Annotated in this window: 15 protein-coding genes; 4 read left to right on the forward strand and 11 right to left on the reverse strand. The window is 63.3% G+C overall.

Annotated elements, in window-relative coordinates:
* Positions 1-49 precede the first annotated feature (49 nt).
* Positions 50-1,000, forward strand: a complete 951-nt coding sequence (locus P2T68_RS22655; RefSeq protein ID WP_277378311.1) for a LysR family transcriptional regulator — start codon at positions 50-52, stop codon at positions 998-1,000.
* Between the two features lie 23 nt (positions 1,001-1,023).
* Here P2T68_RS22655 and P2T68_RS22660 read toward each other — a convergent pair whose 3' ends face one another.
* Positions 1,024-2,343, reverse strand: a complete 1,320-nt coding sequence (locus P2T68_RS22660) for an Nramp family divalent metal transporter (protein WP_277378312.1) — start codon at positions 2,341-2,343, stop codon at positions 1,024-1,026.
* Positions 2,344-2,384: 41 nt separating this feature from the next.
* Entirely contained in the window at positions 2,385-3,938 is a 1,554-nt protein-coding gene (locus tag P2T68_RS22665) for a DUF726 domain-containing protein (RefSeq protein ID WP_277378313.1), read from the reverse strand.
* A 460-nt stretch (positions 3,939-4,398) separates the two neighbouring features.
* Between P2T68_RS22665 and P2T68_RS22670 the strand changes: the two genes are divergently transcribed.
* Both P2T68_RS22670 and P2T68_RS22675 read left to right on the forward strand, forming a co-directional pair.
* Positions 4,399-6,207: a monovalent cation:proton antiporter-2 (CPA2) family protein gene (locus P2T68_RS22670; RefSeq protein ID WP_150054648.1), complete on the forward strand. Its 1,809-nt coding sequence runs from the start codon at positions 4,399-4,401 to the stop codon at positions 6,205-6,207.
* A 75-nt stretch (positions 6,208-6,282) separates the two neighbouring features.
* Positions 6,283-6,837, forward strand: a complete 555-nt coding sequence (locus tag P2T68_RS22675) for a hypothetical protein (RefSeq protein ID WP_024074833.1) — start codon at positions 6,283-6,285, stop codon at positions 6,835-6,837.
* Between the two features lie 258 nt (positions 6,838-7,095).
* Here the strand turns inward: P2T68_RS22675 and P2T68_RS22680 are convergent, their stop codons facing one another.
* Genes P2T68_RS22680 through P2T68_RS22695 form a run of 4 tightly spaced genes read right to left on the reverse strand, consistent with a single transcriptional unit; the run spans position 7,096 to position 9,793 of the window.
* Complete coding sequence (locus P2T68_RS22680) at positions 7,096-7,815, reverse strand: alpha/beta fold hydrolase (RefSeq protein ID WP_277378314.1); 720 nt, start codon at positions 7,813-7,815, stop codon at positions 7,096-7,098.
* An 11-nt stretch (positions 7,816-7,826) separates the two neighbouring features.
* Positions 7,827-8,582 carry a precorrin-6A synthase (deacetylating) gene (gene cobF, locus P2T68_RS22685; RefSeq protein ID WP_024074831.1) on the reverse strand — a complete coding sequence of 252 codons (756 nt, stop codon included), beginning with the start codon at positions 8,580-8,582 and terminating at the stop codon, positions 7,827-7,829.
* A 9-nt stretch (positions 8,583-8,591) separates the two neighbouring features.
* Positions 8,592-9,182: a histidine phosphatase family protein gene (locus P2T68_RS22690; RefSeq protein WP_069075765.1), complete on the reverse strand. Its 591-nt coding sequence runs from the start codon at positions 9,180-9,182 to the stop codon at positions 8,592-8,594.
* Between the two features lie 47 nt (positions 9,183-9,229).
* Positions 9,230-9,793, reverse strand: coding sequence for a DUF4865 family protein (locus P2T68_RS22695; RefSeq protein ID WP_069075764.1), 564 nt, complete (start codon positions 9,791-9,793; stop codon positions 9,230-9,232).
* 93 nt (positions 9,794-9,886) lie between these two features.
* Between P2T68_RS22695 and P2T68_RS22700 the strand changes: the two genes are divergently transcribed.
* Positions 9,887-10,753, forward strand: coding sequence for a LysR family transcriptional regulator (locus P2T68_RS22700; protein WP_069075763.1), 867 nt, complete (start codon positions 9,887-9,889; stop codon positions 10,751-10,753).
* Here the strand turns inward: P2T68_RS22700 and P2T68_RS22705 are convergent.
* Genes P2T68_RS22705 through P2T68_RS22725 form a run of 5 tightly spaced genes read right to left on the reverse strand, consistent with a single transcriptional unit; the run spans position 10,750 to position 15,552 of the window.
* Positions 10,750-11,727, reverse strand: coding sequence for a LysR family transcriptional regulator (locus tag P2T68_RS22705; protein ID WP_277378315.1), 978 nt, complete (start codon positions 11,725-11,727; stop codon positions 10,750-10,752). The two genes, P2T68_RS22700 and P2T68_RS22705, sit on opposite strands and share 4 nt — an antisense overlap.
* Before the next feature lie 51 nt (positions 11,728-11,778).
* A complete protein-coding gene (locus tag P2T68_RS22710; RefSeq protein WP_069075761.1) occupies positions 11,779-12,720 on the reverse strand; it encodes a peptidylprolyl isomerase in 942 nt (313 codons plus the stop codon).
* A complete protein-coding gene (locus P2T68_RS22715; RefSeq protein WP_102625576.1) occupies positions 12,717-13,187 on the reverse strand; it encodes a YbjN domain-containing protein in 471 nt (156 codons plus the stop codon). The genes P2T68_RS22710 and P2T68_RS22715 overlap by 4 nt, the downstream gene beginning before the upstream one ends.
* Before the next feature lie 20 nt (positions 13,188-13,207).
* Complete coding sequence (locus P2T68_RS22720; RefSeq protein WP_024074824.1) at positions 13,208-13,834, reverse strand: hypothetical protein; 627 nt, start codon at positions 13,832-13,834, stop codon at positions 13,208-13,210.
* Positions 13,835-13,851: 17 nt separating this feature from the next.
* Positions 13,852-15,552: a putative porin gene (locus tag P2T68_RS22725; protein ID WP_024074823.1), complete on the reverse strand. Its 1,701-nt coding sequence runs from the start codon at positions 15,550-15,552 to the stop codon at positions 13,852-13,854.
* Between the last annotated feature and the right edge of the window lie 23 nt (positions 15,553-15,575).

Below are 15,575 nucleotides of genomic sequence, written 5' to 3' on the forward strand. Positions count from 1 at the left end.
AGCATACAGACAACACCTTTGCGCATTACGCACAACACGGGGGAGCACGATGCAGGGTTTGAATGAATTGAGTTTCAAGGCGCTGCGCCTGTTCGTCGCGGTGCTGGACCATGGCAGCTTTTCTGAAGTGGCGCGTCGCGAAAGCCTGGCGCCCTCCTCCATTTCGCGGCAGATCCAATTGATGGAACAGGCCCTCGGCCAGCAGTTGCTCTACCGCCACACCCGCGCAGTGACCCCCACCGAGACCGGGCGTCTGCTTGGACGGCATGCACGCGTGATGCTGGAGCAGTTGGAAGTCGCCAGCCAGGCCCTGCAGGAACAGGACAGCGAACCCAGCGGGCTGGTGCGGATCAACGCGCCGATGGTGTTCGGCCAGCGCCACCTGTCACCGTGGCTGGGGGCGTTATGCCGGCGCTACCCCAAGCTGCAACTGGATATCCAGCAAACCGACACCTACGTTGACCCGCTGCAAGATGGCACCGACTTGCTGTTCCGCATCGGCGTGCTCAACGACTCCAGCATGCAGGCGCGCATCTTCGCCCCCCAGCGCTTTCGCATCGCCGCCAGCCCCGCCTACCTGGCCCGGCACGGCACGCCCAGGCACCCGGACGAACTGCTCAATCACCAGTGCCTGGCCTATAAAGGCATCACCGGCCAGCAGCGCTGGTTCTTCCGCCGTGACCAGGGCGACTGGACGCCCTACAGCGTCAAGGGCCCGATCACCGGCAACCACGCCGACACCCTGACCCACGCCGCCGAACAGGGCCTGGGGCTGGTGGTGTTTCCTTCCTGGCTGATCGGCGAAAGCCTGCGGGCCGGAACCTTACAGGCGGTACTGACAGAGTACGAAGTGGCAACCACCCTGGAGCCCCAGCAGATTGCGGCGTTGTGGCCCGGGAGCCGGCGTTTGTCGCTGAAGGTGCGGACGGTGATCGATTACTTCGTGGAGTGTTTTGGGGCCGTGCCGTACTGGGATCGAGGGGAGGTACCGGTTGTGTAGACCGCCCGAGCTACCCAGCGGATTCAAAACAACCACTGCCCAAGCAACCACGCATTCGCCCCGCTGATCACCGCAAACAGAAACCACGCCAGCCACCGCGTCGGCAGCCGATTGACGAACGGCCCCATCAATTGCGGGTCGCCGGTCATGCGGATCAGCGGGTACAGCGCAAACGGCAATTGCAGGCTGAGCACCACCTGGCTGAGGATCAGCAGCTTGCCAATCGCGTCATCGCCCATCAGCCACACGCCAAGGAACGCCGGGATCAGCGCCAGCCCACGGGTGATCAGGCGGCGTTGCCAGCACGGAATACGCAGGTTGAGGTAACCCTCCATGATCACCTGGCCGGCGATGGTGCCGGTAAAGGTCGAACTCTGCCCGGACGCCAGCAAGGCGACCCCAAACAGGATGCTGGCAAAGGCACCGCCCACCAACGGGTCAAGCAGGTGGTAGGCGTCCTGGATTTCCACCACATCGGTATGACCGGTCTTGTAGAAGGCAGCGGCGGCGAGTATCAGGATCGCGGCGTTGACCAGCAACGCCAGGGCCAGGGAGCCGATGGTATCGATGCGTGCCAGCTTGACCGCGTCCTGTTTGCTGGCGAGGTCCTTGCCGATCAGGCGGGTTTGCACGATCGAGGTATGCAGGTAAAGGTTATGGGGCATCACCGTGGCGCCGAGGATCCCAATAGCCAGGTACAGCGGTGCGGCATCGCTGATGGCCGACAGTGACGGGGTGAAACCGCTGAGCACGTCCGGCCAATAGGGTTTGATCAGCACCAGCTCGATAAAGAAGCACACGCCGATGGTCGCCACCAGCGCCAGCATGATCGCTTCCAGGCGGCGGAACCCACGGTTTTGCAGGGCCAGGATCAGCAGTGTGTCGAATGCGGTGATGACAATGCCGGTGGTCAGGGACACGCCGAGCAGCAGGTGGAACGCCAGGGCGCAGCCGAGTACTTCGGCGAGGTCGGTGGCAATGATGGAGATTTCCGCCAGTGCCCACTGGGTGCGCGCAGAGCACGGGCTGTAACGCTCGCGGCACAGTTGCGCCAGGTCCTTGCCGGTGGCGATACCCAGGCGCGAGCACAAGCACTGCACCGCCATGCCTGCCAGGCTGGCCAGCAGCACCACAAACAGCAGGTTGTAGCCGTAGCGTGAACCGGCCTCGATGGCCGTGGCCCAGTTGCCTGGGTCCATGTAGCCGATGGAGATCAGCAAGCCGGGGCCGGCGAACATCAGCACCCGTTTGAAAAACGAGGCCTTGGGGTCAACGATGATAGAGCCGGCAACTTCCGGCGGGCAGAACGGGGCGGTAGCGACTTTCGGCAGACTGAATTTCACGCGGTATCCCAGGCAAACACACAAGACAGAGGCGCAGCTTATCAGTCGGACGCGACCGTGCGCATTACCGTCTCCCGAGGCAAATCGAATGCCTCGACCACCTGCACCACCAGGTCCATCTCCTGGTTCAGCGCCTCGCGCTCCATGCGTTGGCGAATCACGCCGATCACCAGCACCGCCAGGGTGGTGATGGAGTACGCCGGGCCGGAGAACGCACGCACACCGCTTACCACCAGCATCGCCGCCGCCAGCGCCTGGCCCACTACCGGAATCGCCGAGGCCGCCCCCCGGCGCAGGATAAACCCGGTCAGCCCCGCCAAGGCGGTGCCGCTGAGGGCCGTGGCGGCCGAACGGCCGACATCGAAACGATTGAACAGCCCCTGTTCCTTTTGCGCGGCGGCCTGGAGTTCGGCGTCGAATACTTGCCGGTCGGCGTTGCTGAGTTTGTGCTTGTACTGCTCGATCAGTTTTTCCGCGACCTGGGCTTCAATGTCGGCCAATGCAACGGTGTCCACTGGATCATCGAACGTGATCCCCAACCGCTGCGCCACGTCCTCGGCAATCTGGCGATAACTCACGCCATGGCCACGGGCCAGGTTCATGAAGCTGTCACCGCCCATGCGCTGTAGCTCGATCGCCAGCTTCAGCGGCTCGCGCACGCTGGCGTCAATCGAGGCGCTGCGTTTTTGCGCCATCAATTCGGCGAGGAATTTCAGCTCTTCCGCGCGTGCCTGTACCAACGCCGGAAACAGGTCCACGTCTTCCTCGGCAAAGCGCACCTGCGCACTGCGCTGGTCGGCGCGGATCATGCCGCGCCGCTCCTGCAGCAGGTCGGTGTACTGCACCACCGTGCGCAACTGCGGCCAATACGCGGCATGATCGAAGCTGGCCAGGTGCACATTCGTCACCTTGGCCTTGAGCGCCGGCGTGACGGGAATCGCATATCGACCGATGCAGCGCTCGGTGTCGGGTTTCAGCGCCAGGGCCCAGTCCTTGCTGGAGTGGCAGTTGATCACCCGCCCCTTGAGCGGCGCCGCTATTTCATCCCACGGGCTCGACGTACAGATCGCGCCGCCCATCAACAGCAAATTGTCCAACGGCAGTTCGTGGGCGGTGTCGGGGTTGGCCAGCACGCTCTTGACCAGGATCCGTGCGCCGAGGGAATGGCCGATCAGGTTGATGCGCCGCACGTCCAGCGATTCGCCGTGCAGGTAGCTGGCCAGCTCCGGCAATAAGGTCTTGGCCACTTCATCGACGCGCGCCTCGACGCTTTTGTAGTGATCGAGAAAATACGCGATCGCCTTGCCCACCCCCACCGTTGCCGCTCCCAGGCCACCCCCGCCGAGCATCGAGGTGATCACGTCCTTGAAGGGCGCAAACACATTTTCCAGGAAATGCCCCGCTGGCCAGAACAGCATCAGGTTGGTCGAACCTTCGATTGCCGCCAGCTGTTCCTTGAAGTTGCCCAGTTGTTGCCGGTTGAAGAATGCCGAATAACCGTGAACGTAGAGATTGAGCACATCCCCCTGGGGCTCGCCACACAGAACGAACGTGGGCTTGCGGGTGCGGTGCATTTCATCCCACTGGTGTTGCATGGGCCGGTGACTCCTGGTGACAAGGGAGAGCGATAGTAACAAAGGGCGGGCCGCTGGAAGGTGAATCCTGACCGACGCGGCAGCGGCACGCCGCCTTGCCCCTGGTATTTTTCATTGCACGCCCCGCCGTGCGGTTCCGCTACGTGGCCGCCTTCGGCTTTATTTTCGGGCTGGCCTGGCGGTGGGGTTATACCGCAGGCCCACCCCGGCGCACGGCAAGACACGCCGTCAGCGAAAGGAGCGATCTTGCGCTGAACGTCGGGAAACCACGGGATAATGTCCCGGTTCGCGTACATCGCACGCATGCAGCCAGGCAGCGTATTCAGGACCGACCTTCGGCGGTTTCTTCAAATGCTTCCCCCGCCTTCAAGCAAACACCTCTCAAAAACACAATTTTGAAGCGGTAAAAAGCGCTCTAATAGCCGCCTGTCGATTGGTTTTAAAGATTTTGGAGTTCGCAATGCCCCATGAAGGCAACCTGTTACAAGCAGCCGTGGTATTCCTGCTCGCCGCCGTGCTGACCGTGCCCCTGGCCAAGCGCCTGCAATTGGGCGCGGTGCTCGGGTATCTGTTCGCCGGCGTCATCATCGGCCCGTCAGTGCTTGGGCTGATCGGCAACCCGCAAAGCGTTGCGCAGTTCTCTGAACTGGGCGTGGTGTTGCTGCTGTTCATCATCGGGCTGGAGTTGTCGCCAAAGCGTCTCTGGGTAATGCGCAAGGCGGTGTTCGGTGTCGGCCTGGCCCAGGTGCTGCTCACCGGCTTGGTGATGGGCGCGGTGGCGCTGTGGCTGTTTGGCCAGGCGTGGAACAGCGCAATCGTGCTGGGGCTGGGCCTGGCGTTGTCCTCCACCGCCTTCGGCCTGCAAAGCCTGGCCGAGCGCAAGGAGCTGAACCAGCCCCACGGGCGCCTGGCCTTTGCCATCCTGCTGTTCCAGGACATCGCCGCGATCCCGCTGATCGCCATGGTGCCGCTGCTTGCCGGCAGCGACCACCCGACCAACGAAGCGCAAGGCTTGCAGCACGTGTTGCAGATCCTCGGCAGCATCGCCGTGGTGATCATCGGCGGGCGCTACCTGTTGCGCCCGGTGTTTCGCATTGTCGCCAAGACCGGCCTGCGCGAAGTGTCCACCGCCACGGCCCTGCTGGTGGTGATCGGCACCGCATGGTTGATGGAGCTGGTCGGCGTGTCCATGGCCCTCGGCGCGTTCCTCGCCGGCCTGCTGCTGGCGGACTCGGAATACCGCCATGAGCTGGAGTCCCAGATCGAACCGTTCAAGGGCCTGCTGCTGGGTCTGTTTTTTATCAGCGTAGGCATGGGCGCCAACCTCAGCCTGTTGCTCAGTTCGCCACTGGTGGTGATCGGCCTGACCCTGTTGCTGATCGGTCTCAAGCTGCCGCTGCTGTATGCCGTGGGCCGCCTGGTGGGCGACCTCAATCGCGAAAGTGCCCTGCGCCTGGGCGTGGTGCTGGCGGCCGGCGGTGAATTTGCCTTTGTGGTGTTCAAGATCGGCCGCGACCAGGGCCTGTTCGAACCGCACCTGTACGACATCCTGGTGTTGACCATCACCCTGTCCATGGCCATTACGCCGCTGCTGTTGCTGGTGTGCCCGAAGCTGTTCAAGCCCAGGGTCAAACCGGTAGAAGTGCCCGAGGAGTACCGCGCCATCGAAAGCGACGCACCGCGCGTGGTGATCGCCGGGATGGGCCGCATGGGCCAGATCGTCGCGCGGATCCTGCGCGCGCAGAACATCTCGTTCATAGCCCTCGACACCTCGGTGGAAACCATCGAGCTGACCCGCAGTTTCGGCGGTATGCCGGTGTTTTACGGCGACCCGCAGCGCCCGGAAATCCTGCACGCGGCCAAGGTCGACCAGGCCGAGTTCTTCGTGATCGCCATGGACGACCCGGAGATCAATATCAAGACCGCCGAACTGGTGCGCAGCCTCTTCCCGCACATGAAAATCATCGCCCGCGCCCGTAACCGCCAGCACGTTCACCGCCTGGTGGACCTGGACGCGTCACCGGTGCGCGAGACCTTCTATTCCAGCCTGGAAATGAGCCGCCGCACCTTGGTGGGCCTCGGTTTGAGCCAGGCCCAGGCCGATGCGCGCATCAACCGCTTCAAGAACCACGACCTGCAAGTCCTCGCCGCCCAGCACGCGGTGTATGACGACGCGGCCAAGGTGATGCAAACCGCCCAGGAAGCCCGTGCGGAACTGGCGCGACTGTTTGAAATGGACCGACTTGAGGAAGAGTCCGACAAGGTGTAAGGCAGTGGACGAACGATCTTGCGAAATTTCTGACAGAATACCGCGCAATTTCGTTCACCACTGGAGCGCTTCCCCATGGCCACTTTCACCAAGACCGCCGTCCTGCTGGCCCTTGCGCTCAGCGCCGGCAGCGCCTTCGCCGCGGCCAAGCCGGCCACGCAGACCATCTCCACCTTGGGCGGCAAGTTCACCTTCAGCCTGCCCAAGGCCTATGCGGCCGATACCTTGCCGGCCGGCAAGGCCGAGGATGGCACCGCCGATACCCAAGGCACGATGTACGCGAACCAGACCACGAAAAGTGTGGTGATCGTCGCCGAAACCGTGCGTAACGATGGGGTGACCATCCAGGATAACGACCCGCAGTTCCTCGACGGCGCGGTCGCCGGTTTCGTCAAGGACCAAAGCGCGGCCCTGCCCGATTTCAAGAAGCAAAACGAAAAGAAACTGACCTTCAAGGGCCTGGGTCTGCGCCAGGTGGACAGCACCGCCACCCAGGGCGGCGGCAAGACCTTGAACTCCACCTTCCTCGGTGGTTCGGGCAACCACCTGCTGGTGATCCAGGCCATTTCGCGGGCGGATGATGTGAAGGGGCATGCGGAGTTGGTGAAGCAGATTACCGGCGGTAAGTAAGCCGAGCAGGCTTGTTGTGGCGAGCGGGCTTGCCCTAATGCCGTTCAGTTAAGGCTTTTTTGTAGGAGCGAGCTTGCTCGCGAAGAACTCACAGGCGCCGCGTTGATTCAGGAAACACGCGTGATCGTTGACGTTTTTCGCGAGCAAGCTCGCTCCTACAGAAGGCGATGTACGCTTAACTGAACGGCATTAGGGCTTGCCACAACAAGCCTGCTCGCCACATTAAGGGGCCTTCCCCTCCCACCCTTTTGACCGCGTTTACTTCAAGCTTTTTTCCAACCAGGCTTTCAGGTCCTGGATTTCCGCTGCGCTGACGGTGTGGTTCATGCCCGGATACGTATGGAACTCCGGCTTCAGCCCGATCTTCTCCAATACCTCATTCGCCCGCGTTGCCGACTCATACGGCAGTGCCTGGTCCAGGGTGCCGTGGCCAATAAAGATCGCCAGTTTGTTCAAGCGCTCATCCGGCTTGAGCTCAGCCTTGAGCACCGGCAGCACGCTGCCACTGAGCGCTGCGATGCCGCGCACCAGCCCAGGATCACGCAATGCCACTTCGTAAGACATGATCGCGCCCTGGCTGAACCCCACCAGGAACACCCGGTCAGGCTGGGTGTGGTACTTGGCGGTGGCCTTGCCGACGAAGTCCTTGATCAGCCTGGCACTGCTCTGCAGATCCTCAGTCACCCCATCGTAATCGCCCTCACCGGGCGTCTTGGTAAACCAGCGAAACCCGTGGGGGTCCACGGGCATGGGCGCGCGGGCTGACAGGTAGGTCCAGGTCGACGGCAGCGCATCCTTGATGCCAAACAAGTCTTCCTCGTTGCTGCCGAACCCGTGCAGGAAAATCACCAACGGCTGGTTACGCGCATCGCCCTGGGTCTGTTCCAGGTAGGACAACGGCAAGTCGGTGTGCAGGGTGGCATCGGCCTGGGCGGCGCCGGCCACCAGGGTCAGCGCCAGGGCAAACAGTTTGAGCATGGGAAATGACCTCAGGGTTTGCGCAATAAATAAGTGTCCATGATCCAGCCGTTGTCCAGGCGCGCGGCCTTGCGCACCCGTTCGATCTGTTCAGCCACGTCACTGACTTTGCCACTGATCAGGATTTCATCCGGCGTGCCCAGGTAGGCGCCCCAGTAGATATCCAGGTCCTGGTCGGCCACCGTACGGTAGGAATCTTCCGCATCGAGCATCACCACCAGGGTATCGGCATCACTCGCCTGCCCCGCCGCCAAGCGGCGCCCGGTGGTGATCTCGATGGACTTGCCGATGCGGTTCAGCGGGACTTTGTGTTGCGCGGCCAGGGCCTGCACGCTGGTGATGCCGGGGATCACCTCGAACTCAAAGGCACAGCGGCCGCTGGCCAGGATCGCCTGCAAGATACGAATGGTGCTGTCGTACAACGCCGGGTCGCCCCACGCCAGGAAAGCCCCCACCTCACCGTCCGCCAGGTGCTCGTTGATCATGCGCTCGAACGTCTGCTGCTTGTCGCGATTGAGGTCCTGCACGGCGGTGGTGTAGTCGATGTCACCGCGCACCCGCTCGGGGCAATCGGCCTCGACGAAGCGATAGCCAGGCTCGGTGATATAGGTCTCGCAGATCTCGCGGCGCAGGTCGATCAGCTTGTCTTTGCTCTGGCCCTTGTCCATCAGGAAAAACACATCCGTGCGATTCAGTGCTTTCACGGCCTGCATCGTGATGTAGTCAGGGTTGCCGGCGCCAATGCCGATGATCAGGATGCGTTTCATGGGTTGCTCTCATTGCGGGGCGGCGATTTTGCCATGTTCGGGGGGCCAGGCGTGAGTTTCCAGGCGCAGGCGCCAGACACCGTTGAAGCGCAGCTCGGTGGCGGACAACGGCTCGACATCAATGCGGTGGAACAGCGCGATGGGATAGCGCATGACGTACAGCATCGCCGCGCGGATAACAAACGGATGGGTGACGGCCAACACATGGCCAGGCTGGCTTTCCAGGGATTCCATCCACAGCGCCACCCGCGTGCAGATCTGGTCCACCGACTCGCCGCCATGGGGAGCGCTGGCACTGTCGGTGAGCCAGGTCGTCAAGGCATCGCTGTCCAGTTGACCGATGTCCTGGCCTTTCCACTGGCCGAAATCGCCATCGCGCAGCGCCGGCTCGATCACCGCGTCGGTGCCGAACAGACGCGCGGTCTCGCGGGTCCGGGCCTCAGGCCCACACAGCAGGCGCCGGCCTTTCTTGAAGCCACCGGCCAGGGACAGCGTTGCACCTGGCCCATTCAGCGCCAGCGATTCGTCATCGGGGAAGCGCCCGCGCTTTTGCAGCGGGGTGAGGGCATGGCAAATCAATGTCAAACGGGTGGCATGCATTGCAAGTCGCTGCGACAGGAAAGATCAAGCCACCAAGACTGGCGCACTTAGCCCTGTGACGCAACGCCTTGCGCCAGATAGAGCACCTGGTAGCCCGTGCCCGGACGCTCCGCCGCCACCGGCTGGGCCGATACGGTGATGCGCACCAGGCGCCAGGCCTGCACATCCAGAGCCAGGAGCACCGCGAACGTATCGCGGCGGTCCGCCACCTGCCGGTTGCGTACTTTCTCCTCGGCCAGCCTCGCGGCCCGGTCTGCGCCCGGTTCCAGCGCCCACTCCTCTCGATACAGGCTCAAGGCGCCCTGCGCCGGCCCGCGCTGCACGTCCAGCGGCAGCCAGCTTTCAATGTGCGGTCGACCAAAGCTGTCGAGCACTTTTTGAAAGCGTTCGCCCAGCAGAAAATCGGCGGCCTGCAACGGGTCCGACCACAGGTACACCGAGGCATACAGGTTGCCCACGCCCGCTCCCTGCCCGTGCTCCTGAGCAATGAAGGCCTTGAAAATCAAACCCTCGGTGCCGTCCCATAACGGCCCCAATTGCGTCGCGCGCTGGCGAATCACGCCCATGTCGTAGTCGGCAGGCAAGCGATGTGAATACTGTTTGGCAAACATGGAAAAGCTCCCGTGCAAATTGAGGGTCCAGCTTGCGCAGCGGCGATGATTTCAACAAGATATCACCCAATATAAGTGCGATAAGGATTTGATATGACCGATGCGCCCAAACCCCTGGATATCGACACCGTGCAGGCGTTTGTGCTGGTCGCCGATTTCGCCAGTTTCACCCGCGCCGCCGAAGCCCTCGACACCTCCCAGGCCGCCATCAGCCTCAAGCTCAAGCGCCTTGAAGAGCGCCTGGGTTATCGCCTGCTGGAGCGCACCCCCCGCCATGTGCGGCTGTCGCCCCAGGGCGAACGCTTTATCGTCGCGGCCCGCGCCCTGCTCAATGCCCATGAACGCGCCCTGGCCGACCTCGGCAGTCACGCCTCCCGGCGCCTGGTGATCGGCATCAGCGACCACGTGGCCGGGCCGGACTTACCCTCCTGGCTAAGCCGTCTCGCCGCCTACGACCCGCTGGTGATCCTGGAAGTGCGCATCGCCTCCTCCCGCGACCTGGTCGGCGCGTTCGACCGCAACGAACTGGACGCCGTGATCGTGCGCAACGAAGGCGATCGCCAGGACGGCGAAGTCTTGGCGGTGGAACGTTTTGGCTGGTTTGCCGCGCCCGGCTGGCAACACAGCCCAGGCACGCCGTTGCGCATGGCGACCATGGCCGCGCCCTGCGGCGTTCGCCAGTTGGCGACACAGGCACTGGATGCCGCGCGCATCGACTGGGCCGAAGTGTTTGTCGGCGGCGGCGTGATGGCGGTGGGGGCAGCGGTCAGCGCCGGGTTGGGCGTGGCCGCCCTCGCCCACCGCGTGGCACCGGCCGGCGCTGTGGAGGTGAGTGGGCAATACGGTTTGCCCGCCTTGCCCGTGAGTGAAGTGGTGCTCTACAGCCGCATCAGTGACACACGCTCCCGTGAAACATTGCGTGCGCTGAGCGCGACGTTTCGTGGGGTGTTGCAGCGTTAATCAAACCACTCGCGCCGCCCGTCGAACGTACTGACGATCAACTCGACAATCATCTGCACGGCCTCGGCGTGCTGCACCTGTGCGTTCACCGCCAGCCACACCTGGCGCTGCATGCTCTCGGCGAGCAAGCCCGGCAAGGCCACCAGCCCACGGTCGAAGCTGCTCATGTAATGCGGCAACAAGCCGATGCACGCGCCGCAGCGAATCATCTCCAGCATCAGCGAATAGGCCTGCACCTGCACCACTGCCGCCAGGCGTTGTTCCACCACGCGGTTCCAGGGCTGCAAGGCGTCGACCTGTATGTCGGGTCGCCACTGCACCAGCATGTAGTCGGCGAGGTCGTCGACACTGTCGGGGCGCGTCGTCAGTCGCGAGTAGCGCTTGGCGATATGCGGCAAGTAGTGCAAGCGCGCCAGGCGCTTCGGTGGCTCGGTGGGGAAACTCGGGCCCGGCGCGGGGCCATCCGCGTCGGAGAGCCACAGCACCACATCCACGTCCACCGCCTGCAGTGACAGTTGGCTGTCCAGGGAGATGATCTCCAGGCGCACGCTGGCGTTGCGGCGCAGCAAGGCGATCAGGTCGCGGCCAAGGATGTCGTGCAGGATCGGTTCGGCCACCGCCAGGCGGATCAACGGCTGCTCCAGCACCGGCAGGCGCCGCTCATGGGCCAGGGCGGCCAATTGCGCTTGCAGTTGCTGGCCGTCGCGACTGAGGACCAGGCCATTGCCCTGGTAGCTGAACAGCGAATGGTGCAGCTGTTCCTCCAGCTGCGCCAGGCGTTTGCGCAGCAGGGTCGCCTTGATATTCAGGCTGCGCGCGGCCTGCATGAAACAGCCGCAACGCGCACTGACCAGGAAGTAGCGCACCACCTCCGGCTCGATCTCGCTGGCTAATGCCAGCCAGGCGCCGCGCACCGGGTTCGGCTCGCGATAGGGTGCAGGCCCCTGGGGGCCGGACGGTTCTAGAAATGCCATGGGAGACTCCCTGTCTTGTGGGGCTTGTGCATCCAATGCGATCGACGCGTATCACTCCAGCACGGTGTTCAGCTGTGCTCCGTCGATGCTCAAGGTGGCGGTGTTGAGCATGCCTTCGAGGTACGCCTTGGCAATCTGCTCCTGACGTTGGGCGCGCAGGGCCTGGGTCAGGCGCTCGCGCAGTTCGTCGAGGGTGGCGGTACGCGCCGGTTGCTGCGCGGTGAGCTTGAGCACATGAAAACCCGCCGCGCTCTGCACCGCGTCCGACACCGCGCCGACCTTGAGCCGCGAGACCACCTCGCGCACCTGCGGTACCAGTTGCTGCAACGGCTGCAAGCCCGAATCGCCGCCCTGTTGCGCAGTGCCGGGGTCCTGGGAATATTGCGCGGCCAGGGCGGCAAAATCCGCCGGCGCCGCCTGGGCCTTGCGGCTCAGTTCCTGGGCCTGGCGCCGCACCGCGTCGACGCTTTGCGGGCCATCCACCGCCAGGAAAATCTGGCTGACCCGATACATCGGCGGCGTCACCCACTGCGCCTTGCCGCTGTCGTAGGCTTGTTGCAACTCGGCGGCGCTGGGGTAATCGGCCGGCACCTGGCTGACCGAGAGCATGTAGTCGCGGAACACGATCTGCTCGGTGGCGGCGCGGGTCTGTTGCTCCACCTCCGGGCGCTGGCGCCAGCCCTGGGCGTCGGCCTGTTCGAGCACGGCCTTCTGCGCCAGGCGCGAACGCAGCCAGGTCTCCAGGGCGCCGCGGTTACCGCGCAGTTGCTCACGGGTTTCGGCCGGCAGGCTCGCCAGCACGCTTTTCAGTTCAGTCAGGTCAATGTGCTGGTTGCCCAGGCGTGCCACGGCTGGCCCGCCCTGTTCGGGGCTGACGGCGGGCGCCGGCTGCTGCGCGGCGACCGGGTCGCTGCCCGGGCGCAGGCTCAGCCCCACCGCCACCACCAGCAACGTCAGCGCACCGGCGCCGACAAGCAAGGTTGGCTTTTTCACAGGATCGGCGCCTCTTCAGCCACGGGTTCAGCCGCCTGGGCCTGCAACTGCGCAGCCTGTTGGCTGTATTCACGCAGGTAGACGATAAATTCCTGCAACAGGCGGTCCCACAGCTCCAGCTGGCTGCGCAGGTGCGTGGCGCCAACGCCGGCCACCACCACGTCCATTTCCATCAGCAGGAACTCGCCCTGCAACGACAACCGCGCAAAGCGGCGCGAGGCATTCCACACCTGGGCCAGGCCCTCGGGCAATGCGCCCTGTACCCGCAGCGCGCAGCTGTAGGTGAAGTCCACATAGCTGCCCGGCTCTGCCGACGGGTTGCCAAAGCGCACGGCATAGCCGATGCCCTGGCTGGCGCTGAGCAGTTGCACGATGCCGTTCTGTTCGCTCTGGTTGACCCGGTAGCCGGCCTCTTGCAACAGCTCGGTCAAACTCTGGACGGTCACGCCGGTGATCAATTCGCTCATGGGGATCTCTTCCTTGTCTATCAGTGAGTGGCAGCTGCCTGGGGCGCGTCATAACGGGTCTTGTACAAATCGTCGCCAAAGCCCTGGGCCAGTTCCTCGAACTTGACCCGCGCACCACTGGCGAAGGGCTGGCGAATACTCATCACCTCGGCCACGTCGATTTTTTCGTAGGCCGCGAGCAACTGCTGGGCCACGCCGTACATTTGTTGATTCTTGGCTGAACATTGCTGCACTTGTGTGTCACGTTCACTCAATTGTGCTTGCAGCCGCGCGCGCTCGGCCTCTTTGCCCTTGGCGAGGGCCAGCAGTTCTTCATAGGCCTTCTTGAACTTGCCGATCTGCTCGTTGCTCGCCGCCACCTGGGCCTGCGCCTGGCTGTGCAGGCTCTGTTGCTGGCCGGCCAGTTGCTCAGCCGTACCACGGGCTTTTTCCAGCTCGGCGGTCAGTTGCTTGATCTGCGCCTGGGCTTGCTTGGCCTGGTTTTCAGCGGCCAGGCGTGCAGCGCTGGCCTGGGCCTGTTCGCTTTGCAGCGCCTGCAACTGCTGGGTGGTGCTGCGCAGTTGCGTGCGCAGGCGCTCTTCCATGCCTTCGGCCGAAGCCCCGGTGGCGACCAGCGCCAACAGCAGCGCGCATATTCGCGTGTTCATGTGGCATCTCCTGCGCATCAAAAGCGCGTGTTGAGTTCCAGTTGCATCACATCGACTTCAAACGGCGCGCCATACACTTCGGATGCGCTCAACCAACGCGCACTGGCGTAGATGTTCTTGTCGATACCGTAGTTGCCGCCAATGAAATACCCCTTGGCGTTGGTGCCGCCCAGGTGAAACGAGGAGTCGTTGAAGCCGTCGGGCAAGGCGTCCGGCTGGATGTACTTGTAGCCAGCCAATACGTTCCAGTCGCCGCGCTTGCGCATCTCCAGCGCGCTGCCGAGGGTGAAGGAGACCATCAAGGCATTGCCGCCACTTTCAAACTGGCCATTGCTGTTGATGTTGTTGACGATCTCGCCTTCGCTGCGCTTGAGCATTTCGCCCTTGTCGTAGGCCAGGTTGTGGATGAAGTTACCCTGGGTGCGCAGCTTGAAGTCGCTCGGCAGTTCGCTGTCCCAGACCAGGTTGAGGTCCAGCACATCGAACTTGGATGCCAGGCCCACGTATTGTGGGTCCGGGGTGGTGGTTGGGGTGGCCGGGTTGGTGGTGTTGTTGCGCAGGTTGAACACGCTGTTGCCTTTTTGCATAAAGGCCACGCGGGTGCCGTCAGTGTCGCAACCGGGTGCGCCCTTCCACGTCGAGCAAGGGCTGGAGCGTTCACCCTCGATATCCTGGAACTGGTAGTACGCCGCGGCCAGCTTGAGGCGGTTGCTGCGGTTGATCTTCCAGTCCGCGCCGATCTGCCCACCGAACAGCCACTTGGTCTCACTGTCTTGCTTGTCGATGCCGTTGGTAGTGGCCGCATCCGAGGTGTATTCGACCGGGAACGCACCCAGGGTGCCGAACAGGCCCCATTCGTTGCTGAGCGTGTGATTGAAGATCGCGGCCACGCCGTCGAAATTGAGGTCGGTGGAGTACATCATGTCGGTGGAGTAGAACGGGTTGGCGATACGCCCCGCGGTCAGGGTCATGGCATCGTTGGCTTTCCAGCTCAGGTAACCCTGGTCGAGCCAGATGTCCTTCTTGCCAAAGCCACCGCCCAGGGTCTGGGTGGTGGACACCGGGTTATTGTCAGAGCCGGTGCCCAGGCGAATACCCGCGGTCCACTCCGGCGAGATCACCGCTTTCATGCCCAGGCGCGCGCGCAGGCGGAACAGGTTCTCGCGGTCCTGGGTGGTGTTGATCAACGGCGGGAACTTGGTGTTCGAGTTCTTGTTGACGTCATACGGGCCGGTGTCATTGAGCTTGGCGAAGTCGGTGATTTCCGGGCTGTTGTTGCCTGAGAAATAGCGCGACTCATCACGCAGGCGGATATCGCCATCGAAGCTGATGCGCGAGACCCAATCCGGGAAGGTATTGGGCTGGGCCCAGTTTTCCTGCTTGGCGGTGGCCATCACCTCGGCTTTGACCTGGTCGCGGATCTGGTCGCGCACCGCCTGCGGCACGTACTGCACGCGCACATCCCCAGGCGCCGCCGCCGGGCCGCTGGCGACCACCGGAGCGGCATTGGCCTGGCGTGCCTGCTGGGCTTCTTTTTCCGCCTGGGCAATCAGCCCATTGGCGGTGTCCTGGGTCAGTACGCCTTGTTGCACCAGCAGGCGGATGAGGTTGATCGTGACGTTTTCCGAAGGCGCGACCGGGGCTGCAGCCGCCTGGCCGACCAGGGTCGCGATGACCATGCCGACCGCCAGGGTCAGTCGATTCACGGGGGAAATCATGTGTACGCAACTCCTGTAAAAAA

Source organism: Pseudomonas sp. G11 (genome assembly GCF_029457515.1).
GTDB lineage: Bacteria > Pseudomonadota > Gammaproteobacteria > Pseudomonadales > Pseudomonadaceae > Aquipseudomonas > Aquipseudomonas gorinensis.

Coding starts and splice junctions, on each gene's coding strand:
- P2T68_RS22725 (WP_024074823.1), bottom strand. CDS start 15,552: ATGATTTCCCCCGTGAATCGACTGACCCTGGCGGTCGGCATGGTCATC.
- P2T68_RS22705 (WP_277378315.1), bottom strand. CDS start 11,727: ATGGCATTTCTAGAACCGTCCGGCCCCCAGGGGCCTGCACCCTATCGC.
- P2T68_RS22655 (WP_277378311.1), top strand. CDS start 50: ATGCAGGGTTTGAATGAATTGAGTTTCAAGGCGCTGCGCCTGTTCGTC.
- P2T68_RS22680 (WP_277378314.1), bottom strand. CDS start 7,815: ATGCTCAAACTGTTTGCCCTGGCGCTGACCCTGGTGGCCGGCGCCGCC.
- P2T68_RS22670 (WP_150054648.1), top strand. CDS start 4,399: ATGCCCCATGAAGGCAACCTGTTACAAGCAGCCGTGGTATTCCTGCTC.
- cobF (WP_024074831.1), bottom strand. CDS start 8,582: ATGAAACGCATCCTGATCATCGGCATTGGCGCCGGCAACCCTGACTAC.
- P2T68_RS22665 (WP_277378313.1), bottom strand. CDS start 3,938: ATGCAACACCAGTGGGATGAAATGCACCGCACCCGCAAGCCCACGTTC.
- P2T68_RS22690 (WP_069075765.1), bottom strand. CDS start 9,182: ATGCATGCCACCCGTTTGACATTGATTTGCCATGCCCTCACCCCGCTG.
- P2T68_RS22700 (WP_069075763.1), top strand. CDS start 9,887: ATGACCGATGCGCCCAAACCCCTGGATATCGACACCGTGCAGGCGTTT.
- P2T68_RS22695 (WP_069075764.1), bottom strand. CDS start 9,793: ATGTTTGCCAAACAGTATTCACATCGCTTGCCTGCCGACTACGACATG.
- P2T68_RS22675 (WP_024074833.1), top strand. CDS start 6,283: ATGGCCACTTTCACCAAGACCGCCGTCCTGCTGGCCCTTGCGCTCAGC.
- P2T68_RS22720 (WP_024074824.1), bottom strand. CDS start 13,834: ATGAACACGCGAATATGCGCGCTGCTGTTGGCGCTGGTCGCCACCGGG.
- P2T68_RS22715 (WP_102625576.1), bottom strand. CDS start 13,187: ATGAGCGAATTGATCACCGGCGTGACCGTCCAGAGTTTGACCGAGCTG.